General features: G+C 71.0%; 11 protein-coding genes. 7 read left to right on the forward strand and 4 right to left on the reverse strand.

The window, feature by feature from the left end; all coding sequences use genetic code 11:
• The gene (ileS, locus tag JYK17_RS36960; protein WP_222812099.1) at nt 1–3,138 is read right to left on the reverse strand and encodes an isoleucine--tRNA ligase; all 3,138 of its coding nucleotides are present in this window, start codon (nt 3,136–3,138) and stop codon (nt 1–3) included.
• Between the two features lie 1,109 nt (nt 3,139–4,247).
• Between ileS and JYK17_RS41405 the strand changes: the two genes are divergently transcribed.
• The 6 genes from JYK17_RS41405 to JYK17_RS36990 all read left to right on the forward strand — a co-directional run bounded on the left by JYK17_RS41405 (nt 4,248) and on the right by JYK17_RS36990 (nt 9,983).
• Complete coding sequence (locus JYK17_RS41405; RefSeq protein WP_234548446.1) at nt 4,248–5,399, forward strand: TraR/DksA family transcriptional regulator; 1,152 nt, start codon at nt 4,248–4,250, stop codon at nt 5,397–5,399.
• A 61-nt stretch (nt 5,400–5,460) separates the two neighbouring features.
• Nucleotides 5,461–6,036, forward strand: coding sequence for a signal peptidase II (gene lspA / locus JYK17_RS36970; RefSeq protein ID WP_108013397.1), 576 nt, complete (start codon nt 5,461–5,463; stop codon nt 6,034–6,036).
• A 43-nt stretch (nt 6,037–6,079) separates the two neighbouring features.
• Complete coding sequence (locus JYK17_RS36975) at nt 6,080–7,024, forward strand: RluA family pseudouridine synthase (RefSeq protein ID WP_108013398.1); 945 nt, start codon at nt 6,080–6,082, stop codon at nt 7,022–7,024.
• Nucleotides 7,021–7,506: a GNAT family N-acetyltransferase gene (locus JYK17_RS36980; RefSeq protein WP_108013399.1), complete on the forward strand. Its 486-nt coding sequence runs from the start codon at nt 7,021–7,023 to the stop codon at nt 7,504–7,506. The genes JYK17_RS36975 and JYK17_RS36980 overlap by 4 nt, the downstream gene beginning before the upstream one ends.
• A gap of 73 nt (nt 7,507–7,579) precedes the next feature.
• Complete coding sequence (locus tag JYK17_RS36985; protein WP_222812101.1) at nt 7,580–9,166, forward strand: Na+/H+ antiporter; 1,587 nt, start codon at nt 7,580–7,582, stop codon at nt 9,164–9,166.
• Between the two features lie 76 nt (nt 9,167–9,242).
• A complete protein-coding gene (locus tag JYK17_RS36990; RefSeq protein ID WP_108013401.1) occupies nt 9,243–9,983 on the forward strand; it encodes an SDR family NAD(P)-dependent oxidoreductase in 741 nt (246 codons plus the stop codon).
• Nucleotides 9,984–10,013: 30 nt separating this feature from the next.
• On the opposite strand, the gene JYK17_RS36995 is transcribed toward JYK17_RS36990, so the two are convergent.
• Nucleotides 10,014–11,156, reverse strand: a complete 1,143-nt coding sequence (locus tag JYK17_RS36995; RefSeq protein WP_108013402.1) for a mechanosensitive ion channel family protein — start codon at nt 11,154–11,156, stop codon at nt 10,014–10,016.
• 107 nt (nt 11,157–11,263) lie between these two features.
• Here JYK17_RS36995 and JYK17_RS37000 point away from each other — a divergent pair, with 107 nt between their 5' ends.
• Nucleotides 11,264–11,833, forward strand: coding sequence for a dienelactone hydrolase family protein (locus tag JYK17_RS37000; RefSeq protein WP_108013712.1), 570 nt, complete (start codon nt 11,264–11,266; stop codon nt 11,831–11,833).
• Nucleotides 11,834–11,882: 49 nt separating this feature from the next.
• Here the strand turns inward: JYK17_RS37000 and JYK17_RS37005 are convergent, their stop codons facing one another.
• Together JYK17_RS37005 and JYK17_RS37010 are read right to left on the reverse strand one after the other, a co-directional pair.
• A complete protein-coding gene (locus tag JYK17_RS37005; protein ID WP_222812102.1) occupies nt 11,883–13,553 on the reverse strand; it encodes an alkaline phosphatase D family protein in 1,671 nt (556 codons plus the stop codon).
• 91 nt (nt 13,554–13,644) lie between these two features.
• The gene (locus JYK17_RS37010) at nt 13,645–14,484 is read right to left on the reverse strand and encodes a thioredoxin domain-containing protein (protein ID WP_222812103.1); all 840 of its coding nucleotides are present in this window, start codon (nt 14,482–14,484) and stop codon (nt 13,645–13,647) included.
• Between the last annotated feature and the right edge of the window lie 227 nt (nt 14,485–14,711).

The following is a 14,711-nucleotide window of genomic DNA, read 5'->3' on the forward strand; positions in this document are numbered from 1 at the left end:
TTACGCCTTGCGCAGGCGGAACGCCAGGGACAGGCCCTCGTCGGTGAACGGCTCGCCGTAGGACACGTCGGCCTCGCCCTGGGCGAAGTCCGTCGCCAGGACCTCGTCGGCGATCAGGCCGGCGTGCTCCGTGAGGGCGGCGATGACCGCCGGGTCCGTGGACGTCCAGCGCAGGGCGATACGGTCCGCCACGTCGAGGCCGCTGTTCTTGCGGGCCTCCTGGATCAGCCGGATCGCGTCACGGGCGAGGCCCGCCTGCCGCAACTCCTCGGTGATCTCCAGGTCCAGGGCGACCGTGGCGCCCGAGTCGGAGGCCACCGACCAGCCCTCGCGCGGGGTCTCGGTGATGATCACCTCGTCCGGGGCGAGGGCGATCGTCTCGCCGTCGACCTCGACCGAGGCCGTGCCCTCGCGCAGGGCCAGGGACAGCGCGGCCGCGTCCGCGTTCGCCACGGCCTTCGCGACCTCCTGGACGCGCTTGCCGAACCGCTTGCCCAGGGCGCGGAAGTTGGCCTTCGCGGTGGTGTCGACCAGGCTGCCGCCGACCTCGGAGAGGGAGGCGAGCGAGCTGACGTTCAGCTCCTCCGTGATCTGCGCGTGCAGTTCGCGGTCGAGCGTGTCGAAGCCGGACGCGGCGACCAGCGCACGGGACAGCGGCTGACGGGTCTTCACACCCGACTCCGCGCGTGTGGCACGGCCCAGTTCGACCAGCCGCCGTACCAGGACCATCTGCTTCGACAGCTCCGGGTCGATGGCGGAGAGGTCCGCCTCCGGCCAGGTCGACAGGTGCACCGACTCCGGGGCGCCCGGGGTGACCGGCACGATCAGGTCCTGCCAGACCCGCTCGGTGATGAACGGCGTCAGCGGGGCCATCAGCTTGGTGACCGTCTCCACGACCTCGTGCAGCGTGCGCAGCGCCGCCTTGTCGCCCTGCCAGAAGCGGCGGCGCGAGCGGCGGACGTACCAGTTGGACAGGTCGTCGACGAACGCGGACAGCAGCTTGCCGGCGCGCTGGGTGTCGTAGGCCTCCAGGGACTGGGTCACCTGGTCGGTGAGCGCGTGCAGCTCGCTCAGCAGCCAGCGGTCCAGGACCGGGCGGTCGGCCGGGGCCGGGTCCGCCTCGCTGGGCGCCCAGTCGGAGGTGCGGGCGTACAGGGCCTGGAAGGCGACCGTGTTCCAGTACGTCAGGAGGGTCTTGCGGACGACCTCCTGGATGGTGCCGTGGCCCACGCGGCGTGCCGCCCACGGTGAGCCGCCGGCCGCCATGAACCAGCGCACCGCGTCCGCGCCGTGCTGGTCCATCAGCGGGATCGGCTGCAGGATGTTGCCCAGGTGCTTGGACATCTTGCGGCCGTCCTCGGCGAGGATGTGGCCCAGGCAGACGACGTTCTCGTAACTGGACTTGTCGAAGACCAGGGTGCCGACGGCCATCAGCGTGTAGAACCAGCCGCGGGTCTGGTCGATGGCCTCGCAGATGAACTGCGCCGGGTAGCGGGCCTCGAACAGGTCCTTGTTCTTGTACGGGTAGCCCCACTGCGCGAACGGCATCGAACCCGAGTCGTACCAGGCGTCGATGACCTCCGGCACGCGCGTGGCCGTCTTGGCGCAGCTCGGGCAGTCGAAGGTGACGTCGTCGATGTACGGGCGGTGCGGGTCCAGTTCGGACTGGTCGCTGCCGGTCAGCTCGGTGAGCTCGGCGCGGGAGCCGACGACGGTGAGGTGGTCGTCCTCGCAGCGCCAGATGGGCAGCGGGGTGCCCCAGTAGCGGTTGCGGGACAGCGCCCAGTCGATGTTGTTGTTCAGCCAGTCGCCGTACCGGCCGTGCTTGACCGTGTCCGGGAACCAGTTGGTGTTCTCGTTCTCCTGCAGCAGGCGGTCCTTGACGGCCGTGGTGCGGATGTACCAGGACGGCTGCGCGTAGTAGAGGAGCGCGGTGTGGCAGCGCCAGCAGTGCGGGTAGCTGTGCTCGTACGGGATGTGCTTGAAGAGCAGGCCGCGCTGCTGGAGGTCCTCGGTGAGCTTCTCGTCCGCCTTCTTGAAGAAGACGCCGCCGACCAGCGGGACGTCCTCCTCGAAGGTGCCGTCCCGGCGGACCGGGTTGACCACGGGCAGGCCGTACGCGCGGCAGACCTTGAGGTCGTCCTCACCGAAGGCGGGGGACTGGTGGACCAGGCCCGTACCGTCCTCGGTCGTGACGTATTCGGCGTTGACGACGAAATGGGCCGGTTCCGGGAACTCGACGAGCTCGAACGGACGTTGGTAGGTCCAGCGCTCCATGTCCGTGCCGGAGAAGGACTCCCCGGTCGTCTCCCAGCCCTCGCCGAGGGCCTTGCCGACGAGCGGTTCGGCGACGACGAGCTTCTCCGTGCCGTCGGTGACCACGACGTAGGTGACGTCGGGGTGCGCGGCGACGGCCGTGTTGGAGACCAGCGTCCAGGGGGTCGTCGTCCACACCAGGAGCGCGGCCTCGCCGGCCAGCGGACCGGAGGTGAGCGGGAAACGGACGTACACGGAGGGGTCCACGATCGTCTCGTAGCCCTGCGCCAGCTCGTGGTCGGACAGGCCCGTCTCGTCCCGCGGGCACCAGGGGGCCACGCGGTAGTCCTGCACCAGCAGGCCCTTGTTGAAGATCTCCTTGAGCGACCACCAGACCGACTCGATGTACTCGGGGTCCATCGTGCGGTAGGGGTCGGTGAGGTCGGTCCAGTACCCCATGCGGGTCGTGAGCTCTTCGAAGGCGTCGGTGTGGCGGGTCACCGACTCGCGGCACTTGGCGTTGAACTCGGCGATGCCGTACGCCTCGATGTCCCGCTTGCCCGTGAAGCCGAGTTCCTTCTCGACCGCGAGCTCCACCGGGAGGCCGTGGCAGTCCCAGCCGGCCTTGCGGGCCACGTGGTAGCCGCGCATGGTGCGGAAGCGGGGGAAGACGTCCTTGAAGACGCGCGCCTCGATGTGGTGGGCGCCCGGCATGCCGTTGGCGGTGGGCGGGCCCTCGTAGAAGACCCACTCGGGGCGGCCCTCGGACTGCTCCAGGGTCTTGGCGAAGATCTTCTGCTCGCGCCAGAAGTCGAGCACGGCGTGCTCGAGCGCGGGCAGGTCGACCTGGGCGGGCACCTGGCGGTACGTCGGCATTGTCATCAGCGAGCTTCCTCCGGCGGACTTGCTGCCTTCCGTCCGGAGGGACGAGAGCCGAATCCATCCGTACGCCGGTGTCGGCGCGCTCCCGCGGTACCACCCTCCTTGGCCCGCCGACGCGGGGTGTGCGTCGGTGAGCCCCCTCATTGGGGTCGCGATACCGGTTCTACTCGCCGCTGCCTGTCGGCTGCGGCTTTCTTCCGGCGGCTCCGGGGTGATCTTCGCGTCGCGCTCGCCCCCGGGCTTCCACCGTCCCCGGGTCGCTCTGGGCTGCGTACGCCGCTACTCGTCCCCATCCATGCTTTTCGCTCCGCCCAGTGTACGGCGCCCCGAGGACAGCGTCCGACCGCTTTTCCGGGTACCTGGGGGTGCGGGTGCCGGGGGATCGGGGATGACCCGAATGGGGCGGTACGCCTGTTCGCATCCTGGGACGGGGCGTCCGGCGGATTACCCCGCGGGGAGCTGGGCACAACGCATGAAGGCTTGCGGAGCGGCGTGCGTGAGCCGGGCGAATCGGGGGGTGTGCCCCGTTGCCGCGGGTCACAAGTCGATTTATCGTCCCAGCACGATTCGCGTGCAAGATCACAATATGTGAAGGGGCCGCGGCCATGGTGGCTAAGAAGACCGCCGTACAGCAGTCGGCGTCCGAACAGGCCACCGACGGCGCGGCCCGAGCGGCACACGCCACGGGGCTGGTGAGGACGGTCCGGGAAGTGGTGGGCGAGGGCCCGGGGGCCGCCAGGACACCTGGACTGTCGGCTCAGAGCCACAAGAAGGCTGCCGGCAAGGGGAGCGCGGCGGGCGGCAAGAAGAGGGCTACGGCTGCGCCGGGCAGGGACACCGAGCGGACTGCCGGGAGCCCGGCCAAGTCGCTGTCGGCGAAGAAGAGCACGCCGAAGGGGGCGGAGGCTTCGCGGAGCACGGGTGGGAAGGGCGCCGCCAAGAGCGCGGCGGGGAAGGGCGGGGCCGGAAAGTCCGGGGCTGAGGCGGGCGTGGCCGCGGGGACCGGGGGTGGAAAGCGTGCGACCAGGACGAGCGCGACGAAGAGGACCGCCGCTGCGAAGAGTGCGGCCGCGGAGACCGCGGCGGGGAAGGCTGCGGCCGCAGAGACTGTGACCGGGAAGAACGAGGCAACGAAGAGCGCGGCGAGGAAGAGGGCGCCCGCGAGGAGTGCGGCCGGGAAGACCGCGCCCGCCGGGTCCGCGACCGCGAAAAGCGTGGCCGGGAAGAGGGCGCCCGCCAAGGCCGCGGCCAGGAAAACCACGGCAGCGGAGTCCGCGACCGCGGAACCCGAGGCTAAGAAGACCACGACTACAACTGCCAAAGCCGCGGCCAAGAAGAGCGCGGCAGCGGAGCCAGCGACCGCGAAGGGCCCGGCCAAGAAGACCGCGCCCGCCAAAGCCGCTGCCAAGAAGACCACGGCCTCGGAACCCGCAGCCAAGAAGACTGAGCCCGCCGAGGCCGCGGCCAAGAAGACCGCCGCAGTGGAATCCGCGTCCGCGAGGCCCGCTGCAGCGAAGTCCGCGTCCCCGGCACCCGCGACCGCTAAGTCCGCCGCAGCAAAACCCTCGACCGCTAAGCCCGCGGCAGCGAAACACGCGGCTGCGAAGCCCGACGCAGGCGAAGGCATGGCCGGGGCCGGCGTAGGCAAGGAAAGGGTGAGGAAGGCGGGCGGGGGTACGAAGGGGGCTCGGGGGAAGGGCGCGGGGGCGGAGCGGGTGGGCAGGAAGAGTACGGCCAAAACGGTGGGTGCGGCGCAGGCCGCGGAGGAGACGGGAGCCACGACTGTGGTTGCGAAGAAGACTCCAGGCACGGCCACGGCGGCCAAGACAGCCGTACCCAAGGCGCGAGTAGCCGCGGTGGAGCCCGGCGAGCTCGCCGTACGCCCCGGCGAGGACCCCTGGACCCCTCAGGAGGTCGAGGAGGCGCGCACGGAACTGCTGGCCGAGATGACCCGGCTGAAGGAGGAGATCAGCTCCTCGGAGAGCGCGATCCAGGGCATGATGCGCGACTCCGGCGACGGCGCGGGCGACGACCAGGCGGACACCGGCACCAAGAACATCACGCGCGAGCACGAGATGGCCCTCGCGGCCAACGCCCGCGAGATGCTCACCCAGACCGAGCGCGCCCTGCAGCGACTGGACGCCGGCACCTACGGCCTGTGCGAGAACTGCGGCAACGCCATCGGCAAGGCCCGTATGCAGGCATTCCCGCGCGCCACCCTCTGCGTGGAGTGCAAGCAGAAGCAGGAACGCCGGTACTGAGGGGCAGGGTGGGCGTGTCGTACCCTCGTCCTCAGTCGAGTATCTAGGTTGAGGGACTCACGTGGCAGAGGCGGAGCGCATCATCGGTACCCCGGACACCCCGGACACGGCGGGGACCGAGCCGGAGCAGGGCGGCACCGCACACCCCAGGGGCAGGCGCCGTATCGCCGTGCTGTTCGCGGTCGCCGCGTTCGCGTACGCCCTCGACCTGAGCAGCAAGATGATCGTGGTCGCCAAGCTGGAGCACCACGCGCCGATCCAGCTCATCGGGGACTGGCTGAAGCTCGAGGCGATCCGCAACGCGGGCGCGGCCTTCGGCTTCGGCGAGGCCTTCACCGTGATCTTCACGGTGATCGCGGCGGCCGTGATCGTCGTGATCGCCCGGCTCGCCCGCAAGCTCTACAGCCTGCCCTGGGCGATCGCGCTCGGCCTGCTCCTCGGCGGCGCTCTCGGCAATCTCACCGACCGGATCTTCCGCTCGCCGGGCGTCTTCGAGGGCGCGGTCGTCGACTTCATCTCGCCCAAGGGCTTCGCCGTCTTCAACCTGGCCGACTCGGCGATCGTGTGCGGCGGCATCCTGATCGTGCTGCTGTCGTTCCGGGGACTCGACCCGGACGGCACCGTCCACAAGGACTGAGCGCGCGGTCGGGGGTGTCCGACCCGTCCGGCATACTCGACGGGTGAGCACGATTCCCGAGATCCGTACCCTGCCCGTGCCCGACGGCCTGGAGGGCGAGCGTGTCGACGCCGCCATCTCCCGCATGTTCGGCTTCTCCCGTACGAAGGCCGCCGAGCTCGCCGCGGCGGGGAAGGTCATGGTCGACGGCTCGGTGGTCGGCAAGTCCGAGCGGGTGCACGGCGGGGCCTGGCTCGAGGTCGAGATGCCGCAGGCTGCCGCGCCCGTGCAGATCGTCGCGGAGCCGGTCGAGGGCATGGAGATCGTGCACGACGACGACGACGTGGTCGTGATCGTCAAGCCGGTGGGAGTCGCCGCGCACCCCAGCCCCGGCTGGAGCGGTCCGACCGTCATCGGCGGCCTGGCCGCGGCCGGTTACCGCATCTCCACCTCCGGCGCCGCCGAGCGCCAGGGCATCGTGCACCGCCTCGACGTCGGCACGTCCGGGCTGATGGCGGTCGCCAAGTCGGAGCGCGCGTACACCTCGCTCAAGCGCCAGTTCAAGGAGCGCACGGTCGACAAGCGCTACCACACGCTCGTCCAGGGCCACCCCGACCCGACCAGCGGCACCATCGACGCCCCCATCGGCCGCCACCCCAACCACGACTACAAGTGGGCGGTCACCGCCGACGGCAAGCCGTCCGTCACGCACTACGACCTGATCGAGGCCTTCCGCGCCGCCTCCCTCCTCGACGTCAAGCTGGAGACCGGCCGCACCCACCAGATCCGGGTCCACATGTCCGCCCACCGCCACCCCTGCGTCGGCGACCTGACGTACGGCGCCGACCCGACGCTCGCCAAGCGCCTGCATCTGACCCGCCAGTGGCTGCACGCCGTGCGGCTCGGCTTCGAGCACCCTGGGGACGGGGAGTGGGTCGAGTTCGCCAGCGAGTACCCTGCCGACCTGCAGAAGGCCCTCGACCAGGTCCGTGAGGAGACGTACGGATGAGCAGCACGCCCGCGTACGAGGTGCGCGTCGCCGAGGAGCGCGCCGACCGGGAGGCCTGCTTCGCGGTCCGCAAGGAGGTCTTCGTCCGCGAGCAGGGCGTGCCCGAGGACATCGAGTACGACGCCTACGACGAGGTGGCCGTGCATGTCCTCGCCGTCCGCGAGGACGGGGTGCCGCTGGGTACCGGGCGGCTGCTGCACGGGGAGGCGGCCGCGGCGAAGACCGGCGGCGACCCGGCGGTGGGCTCGCTCGGCCGGCTCGCGGTGGCCCAGGAGGCGCGCGGCCTCGGCATCGGAGTGGCGCTGGTGCGGGCCATCGAGGACGCGGCACGCGCGCGCGGGCTCGCGGCGGTGGACCTGCACGCGCAGACGCACGCACTGGGTTTCTACGAGCGGCTCGGCTACGAGGCGTACGGCCCGGAGTACCCGGAGGCGGGCATCCCGCACCGCGCGATGCGGCGCGTGCTGCGGCCCACGGGCTAACACCCTGGTGGGTGCGGCGCCATGGCACGCTTGAGCCCTGCCGCCGTACGTCGACCCGCCCGGAGCGCTGACCGTGGATCAGTTGGCCCTGCTGTTCGTGCTGTTGCTCGGGGCGGTGCTCAGCGTCCCGGTGGGGGACCGGTACGGGCTGCCGGCCCCGGTGCTGATGACCCTGCTCGGCATCGTGCTCGCGGTGCTCGACTTCGTGCCCGACGTCGACATCCCGCCCGATCTGATCCTGCCCCTGGTGCTGCCGCCCCTGCTGTACGCGGCGGTACGGCGCACCTCCTGGCGGCAGTTCGCGGCGAACCGGCGGCCGATCTTCCTGCTGGCGGTGGCGCTGGTCTTCGTCACCACGGTCTGCGTGGCCGTCGTCGCCCATTCGATCGTGCCCGGACTGCCCGTCGCCGCCGCCGTTGCGCTCGGCGCGCTGGTGGCACCGCCGGACCCGATCGCGGCGACCGCGGTCGCGGGCCAGCTCGGGCTGCCGCGCCGGCTGGTGTCCATCCTGGAGGGCGAGGGCCTGTTCAACGACGTGACGGCGATCGTGCTCTACAACGTGGCGGTCGCCGCCGCCGTCAGCGGTGACTTCCACCTGGGGCGGGCCGCCCTCGACCTGGTGCTGTCCGCCGTCGTCGCCGTCGCCCTCGGGATCGCCCTGGGCTGGGGTGCCAACAGGCTCCTCGACCTGCTGAACGACGCGACCCTCCAGGTCGGCCTGACGCTGCTGGTGCCGTACGCGTCGTACGTCCTGGCCGAGGAGCTGCACGGCTCCGGTGTGCTCGCCGTGCTCACCACCGCGATGTTCCTCGCCGAGTACGGCACCGACCCCGACGACGTGATGACCCGGCTCGCGGGCCACACGTTCTGGGACATCATCGACACGCTCGTCACGGGCGTCGCCTTCGGGCTGATCGGCCTGGAGCTGCACAACGCCCTGCGCACGGCGTCCGGGCGGTGGGGCGAGATGCTCGGCTGGGCCGGGGTGATCCTGGCCGTGGTCGTCGTCGTACGCCTGGCGTACCTGATGCCGGCGACCTGGCTCACCAAGCGGCTGCACGCCAGACGGGACCACGACGAGGACATCCCGATGAGCATGCGGGAGACCGTGGTCATGTGGTGGTCGGGGATGCGGGGCGTGGCCTCGGTGGCGCTGGCGCTGGCGATCCCGCTCACCACCGACGACGGCTCCAGGTTCCCGGACCGCGACGAGATCGTGTTCATCGCCTTCGGGGTGATCATGGGAACCCTGGTGCTGCAGGGGCTGACCCTGCCGTGGCTGGTGAGGCGGCTCGGGGTGCAGGCCGACGCGGAGCGCGAGAAGGAGTTCGAGCGGGAGCTCGCCGAGCGGGCGGCCAAGGCGGCCAGACGCAGGCTCCACGAGATCGAGGAGGCCGAGGATCTGCCGGAGGAGCTGTCCGAGCAGATGCTGCGGCGGGCCTTCGAGATCGGGGTGCGGATCAGCCCCGACATGGGCGAGGGCGAGCGGCGCGAGGCGCACCGGATGCGGATGCGCAGGCTCAAGCGGATGCGCCGGATCCAGGGCGAGCTGCTGAGCGCCGCACGCCACGAGGTGCTGGCGGCGCGCAGCGAGCCCGGTGCGGACCCGGAGATCGTGGACCGGGTGCTGCGCCATCTCGACGTACGCAGTCTGCGCTGACCCGCGGCGGGACGTCCCGGCGGCCACGGGCCCGATATCGTTCGCGGCCGGCGCCCCCGCTACGTAGGGTCGCCTCATGACGCGCAATGTTGTGATCAGTGGTGGCGGTACGGGAATTGGGCTCGCCGCGGCCCAGGTCTTCGCGGCGGACGGCGACCGGGTTCTGCTGCTGGGGCGCCGGGAGGAGGTCCTCGACAGGGCCGCGGTGCCCGGAGCGCTGAGGCATGCGGCCGACCTCAGCGACACGGCCGCGGTGCGCGGCGTCGCGGATCTCGTGGCGGACGAGTTCGGCACCGTGGACGTGCTGGTGCACGCTGCCGGGGGCACCGGGCAGCTGGAGCCGGGCTCCGCGAGCGACGATCCGCTCGACCGGGTCGCGCACGACTGGACCGTCAACTTCCGGATCAACACCCTGACCGCCGCGCTGCTCACCGAGGCACTGAAGAACCGGCTCGCCTCACCGGGCGGGCGGGTGCTGTTCGTGAGCTCCATCGCCGCGTACCGGGGGTCCGGCACCGGGGCGTACGGGGCGGCCAAGGCCGCGCTGCACCCTTACGCCCACGACCTGGCACGGGAGTTGGGGCCGCGGGGCATCACCGCGAACGTGGTCGCGCCCGGCTACATCGAGGACACCGAGTTCTTCGGACCGCGGATCGACCCGGCGCGGCGCGAGCGGCTCATCGGCGACACCTCCGACAAGCGCGCCGGCACGCCCGGTGATGTCGCCGCGACCCTGCACTGGCTCGCCTCCTCCGGGGCGAGCCATGTCACCTCGCAGGTCGTCCAGGTCAACGGGGGCGCGGAGCGCGGACACTGAGCCACTGGACCCGCAGGGGCCCGTACGGGCTCAGCCGCGCCCTGTCGTCCGGGGCGGCTCGTGGAAGCGGTTCGCGGTGGCGCCGTCGGCGTGTCCGTCGCGGCGGCCGGCGGGGTTGCCGTCGGGGGAGGTCCGGCTCGGGGGCAGGAGCGCGTCCGCCGTGTTGACGCGGGGCAGGGCGTAGGGATGCTTCTTGCACAGCCAGTCGATCATCTGCTCGCGCACCGTGACCCGTACCGTCCATATGTCGTCCGCGTCCTTGGCGGTCACCAGGGCGCGGACCTGGATGGTGTTCGGCGTCGAGTCGGTGACGACCAGACCGCAGGCGCGCCCGTCCCAGGCGGGGCACTCGCGCAGGATGTCCCGCAGCCTCTCGCGCATCTCCTCGATCGGCGCGGAGTGGTCGAGATGCCAGTAGACGATGCCCGTCATCTGGTTGCCGCCGCGCGACCAGTTCTCGAACGGCTTCGAGGTGAAGTACGACACCGGCATCGTGATCCGGCGCTCGTCCCAGGTCCGTACGGTCAGGAACGTCAGCGTGATCTCCTCGACCGTGCCCCACTCGCCCTCCACCACCACCGTGTCGCCGATGCGGACCATGTCGCCGAAGGCGATCTGCAGCCCGGCGAACATATTGCTCAGGGTCGACTGGGCGGCGACACCGGCGACGATGCCGAGGATGCCGGCCGAGGCCAGCAGCGAGGCACCGGCGGCGCGCATCGCGGGGAACGTCAGCAGCATCGCGGCCACGGCCACCACACCGACGACCGCGGTGACCACGCGCATGATCAGCGACACCTGGGTGCGCACCCGGCGCACCCGGGCGGGGTCGTGGTGGGCGCGGGCGTAGCGTGAGTACGTCGTCTCGACGATCGCGGCCGCGATCCGCACCACCAGCCACGCGGTGGCGCCGATCAGCACCAGCGTCAGCGTCTGGCCGATGCCGGCGCTGTGGGTCCTGAACAGCCGTGCCTGGTCGTAGGAGCCTCTCAGGATCGCCGCGCACAGCACGAGCTGGTAGGGCACCCGGCCGCGGCGCAGCAGCCCCCACAACGGGGTCTCGCTGTGCCGCTCGTCGGCCTTGCGCAGCAGCTGGTCGGTCGCCCAGCCGATGAGCAGCGTGAACACGACCGAGCCGCCGAACACGATCAGGGGGCGCAGTACGTTCTCCATGCCTCCGAACGTAACCGGCCCACGGGGGTCATGAACATGTGACTTCGGGCTCGATGAGCAAGCGGCCGCCGCACGGCGTTGTCGGACCCGGCTGGCACCATGGCCTCATGAACATCATGCTCTTTCACTCGGCCTTCGGGCTCAGGCCCGCGGTGCGCGACGCCGCCGACCGGCTGCGCGGCGCCGGGCACGAGGTGTGGATCCCGGACCTCTTCGAGGGGCGTACGTTCGAGACGGTCGAGGAGGGCATGGAGTTCAAGGACGGGATCGGCAAGGACGAACTGCTCAAAAGGGCCGTCCTGGCCGCGGCGCCCTACTCCGGGCGGGGCCTGGTCTACGCCGGTTTCTCGCTCGGCGCCTCCATCGCGCAGACCCTCGCGCTCGGCGACGAGAAGGCCCGCGCACTGCTGCTCCTGCACGGCACGTCGGACATCGCGCCGGACGCCTCGGTGGACGAGCTGCCGGTCCAGCTGCATGTGGCGGAGCCGGACCCGTTCGAGACGGACGACTGGCTGAGCGCCTGGTATCTGCAGATGGGCAGAGCCGGCGCCGACGTCGAGGTGTACCGCTACGCGGGAGCGGGCCACCTCTACACGGACCCCGGCCTGCCGGACTACGACGAGGAGGCCGCCGAGGCCACCTGGCGGGTGGCGCTCGGCTTCCTCGAAACCCTGTAATCCGGAAACCCTGTAATCCGGAAACCCTGTAACCCGGAAACCCTGTGACCTACACCGGGTCGTAGGTCCGCTCGACCTTCTGGGTGCCGGATCGCGTGCGGTACGAACGCACCCACTCGGCGGTCGCGTTCTCGTCCGTGCGGTCGGACAGGACGTAGTAGTCCATCTGCGCGCGGTCGGCGGTGATGTCCAGGACGCCGTAGCCGTGGCGGTCGGTGTCGACCCAGTGGACGTGCCGGTTGGCGGCGCGGATGACCGGCGAGGCGATCGCGGAGACCGTGCCCTCGGGCACCTTCACGATGTCGTCGAGGTTGTCGGAGGTCATCGAGGTGACCACGAACTCCGTGGCGGCGGAGGCCGACAGCGGGTACGTACCGGCGTCCACCGGCACGTCGTTGGCCCACGCCATGTGGATGTCGCCGGTCAGGAAGACGGTGTTGCGGATGGCGTTCGCGCGCAGATGGGCCAGCAGCTCTCGGCGGTCGTCCGTGTAGCCGTCCCACTGGTCGGTGTTGAGCGCGAGGCCCTCCTGCGGCAGCCCGAGCAGCTTGGCCAGCGGCTTGAGCAGATCGGCCGGGAGGGAACCGACGGCGAACGGCGAGATCATCACCGAGTTGCCGACCAGCCGCCAGGTGGTGTCCGAGGCCTTCAACCCGGCCTTCAGCCAGTCCAGTTGGGCGCGCCCGGTGATCGTGCGGTCCAGGTCGTCGACCGAACCGCTCGCCGTGGACGCCTGCTGCGAGCGGAAGGACCGCAGGTCGAGCAGGGACAGATCGGCGAGCCTGCCGAAGCGCAGCCGGCGGTAGGTCGTGCCGGCGATCGCCGGGCGGACCGGCATCCACTCGAAATAGGCCTGCTTGGCGGCCGCCTTGCGGTCGGTCCAGGTGCCCTCGGCGCCCTCGGTGTGGTTGACCGCGCCGCCGGACCAGGCGTTGTCGGCGAACTCGTGGTCGTCCCAGATCGCGACGACCGGCGCCTTGTGGTGCAGGGCCTGCAGATCCGGGTCGGTCTTGTATCTGCCGTGCCGGGTGCGGTAGTCGGCGAGCGTGATGATCTCGTTCGCGGGCGCGTGCGGGCGCACGGCCGTGCCGCGGGCCGCGTACTCGCCGGACTTGTACTCGTAGATGTAGTCGCCCAGGTGCAGCCAGGCGTCCAGGTCGCCGCGGGCCGCGAGATGGCGGTACGAGGAGAAGTACCCGGCCTCCCAGTTGGCGCAGGAGACCACGCCGAAGCGCAGGCCGGGCACGGCGGCGTCGGCGGCGGGCGCGGTGCGGGTGCGGGCGACGGGGGAGTCGGTGGGGCCCGCCGAGAAGCGGAACCAGTAGTCGGCGGCCGGTTGCAGGCCCCGTATGTCCGCCTTGACGGTGTGGTCCGAGGCGGCGGTCGCGGTGACGGAGCCCTTCGCGACGATGTTCGTCAGCGCCTTGTCCTTGGCGACGATCCAGCCGACCTCGGTGTCCGGACCGCGCCCGGAGCCGGGGACCGCGTCGGAGGTGGGGGTCACCCGGGTCCACAGCAGGATGCCGTCGGGCAGCGGATCACCGGAGGCGACGCCGTGCAGGAAGGCGGGGACGTCGGCGGCGGCTCGGGCCGGGAGTGCGGCGGCGAGCGGGCCGGCCAGAACAGCGGTCGCCGCCGCGGCCTTGACGACCGTACGGCGGCGGGGCGCAAGCGGGTTGAGGCTCTGGTTCGCCTCGGACGATCTGTATCGACTGGTCACGGGCGAACAGGTTACTGGCTGGTATGCGCCGGAGCGGGCGAACCCGAAAAGTTCGCCCGCTCTTCGCCCGGCTCCTCGTCCAGCGGGGGGATCAGGCCTTGAGGGCCGCGCCCACCACGGAGTTGAAGTCGGCCACCGTCATGGGCGGGTTGCCGTCGGAGGCCTTGAGCTGCTTGCCGTTCATGACGAAGCTCGGTGTGCCGGTGACGCCGTCCTTGTTGGTGTCCCAGGTCTTCGACATGGCCAGCGCCCAGGCGTCGTACTTGCCGCTCTTGACGTCGCTCTGGAACGTCTTGTTGTTCTTCAGGGCGGGGACGGTCTGGGCGACCTTGATGAGGTAGTCGTCGCTCTTGAACTTGTCCGTGGTCTCGTCCGGGTGCCACTTCTTCGAGTACAGCGCCGTCTTGTACTCCAGGAACGCCTCGTCGCTCACGTTGAGCGCGGCGCCCATGGCGGACATCGCGTTCTTGGAGCCCTCGCCGCGCGAGCCGATCCGGCCCTTGCCGAGGGAGTCGCCGTCGATGAACGTGCCGCCGATGTACTGGATCTTGAACTTGCCGTCGTCGATGTCCTTCTTCACCGTCGCCCCGACGACCTGCTCGAACGAGGCGCAGATCGGGCAGCGCGGGTCCTCGTAGACCTTGAGGGTCTTCTTGGCGCTCGCCTTGCCGATGACGACGGAGGTGCCGTCCTTGCCCGAGGTGTGGGCCGGTGCGACGACCTTGTCGTCCTTCACGGCCTCCCAGTGGCCGGGCTTGTTGGCCTGGACGACGGCGTAGCCGATGCCGCCGGCCGCCGCCAGGACGACCACGACCGAACCGGCCACGATGGCCTGCCGCTTGGCCTTGGCCCGCTTGGCCTGGCGCTCGCGCTCCTGCCGCAGCCGCTCCCGGGCCGCCGTCTTCGCCGCCTGGCTGTTCCGCTTGCTCATGATGGTGTTCTCCATGTGGGACGCGCAGCTGTCGTGCGCGGAATACGTGTGGGGGACTGACCGTGCTCAGGGGGCCGCCGCGGCGAGCGGGGTGCGGTCGCTCAGGCCGGGGCGATCGAGCACGGCGGTCCACGCCGTCCCAGGGAGTGCACGAGGAGCCGGTCGCGTACGGCGGCGGCTCGCGGCGCGGGGCGTCCGGGGCGCCGCAGCGAGGCGGCGGGCCGCAC

Source organism: Streptomyces plumbidurans, from assembly GCF_019857225.1.
GTDB classification, from domain to species: Bacteria; Actinomycetota; Actinomycetes; order Streptomycetales; family Streptomycetaceae; genus Streptomyces; species Streptomyces plumbidurans.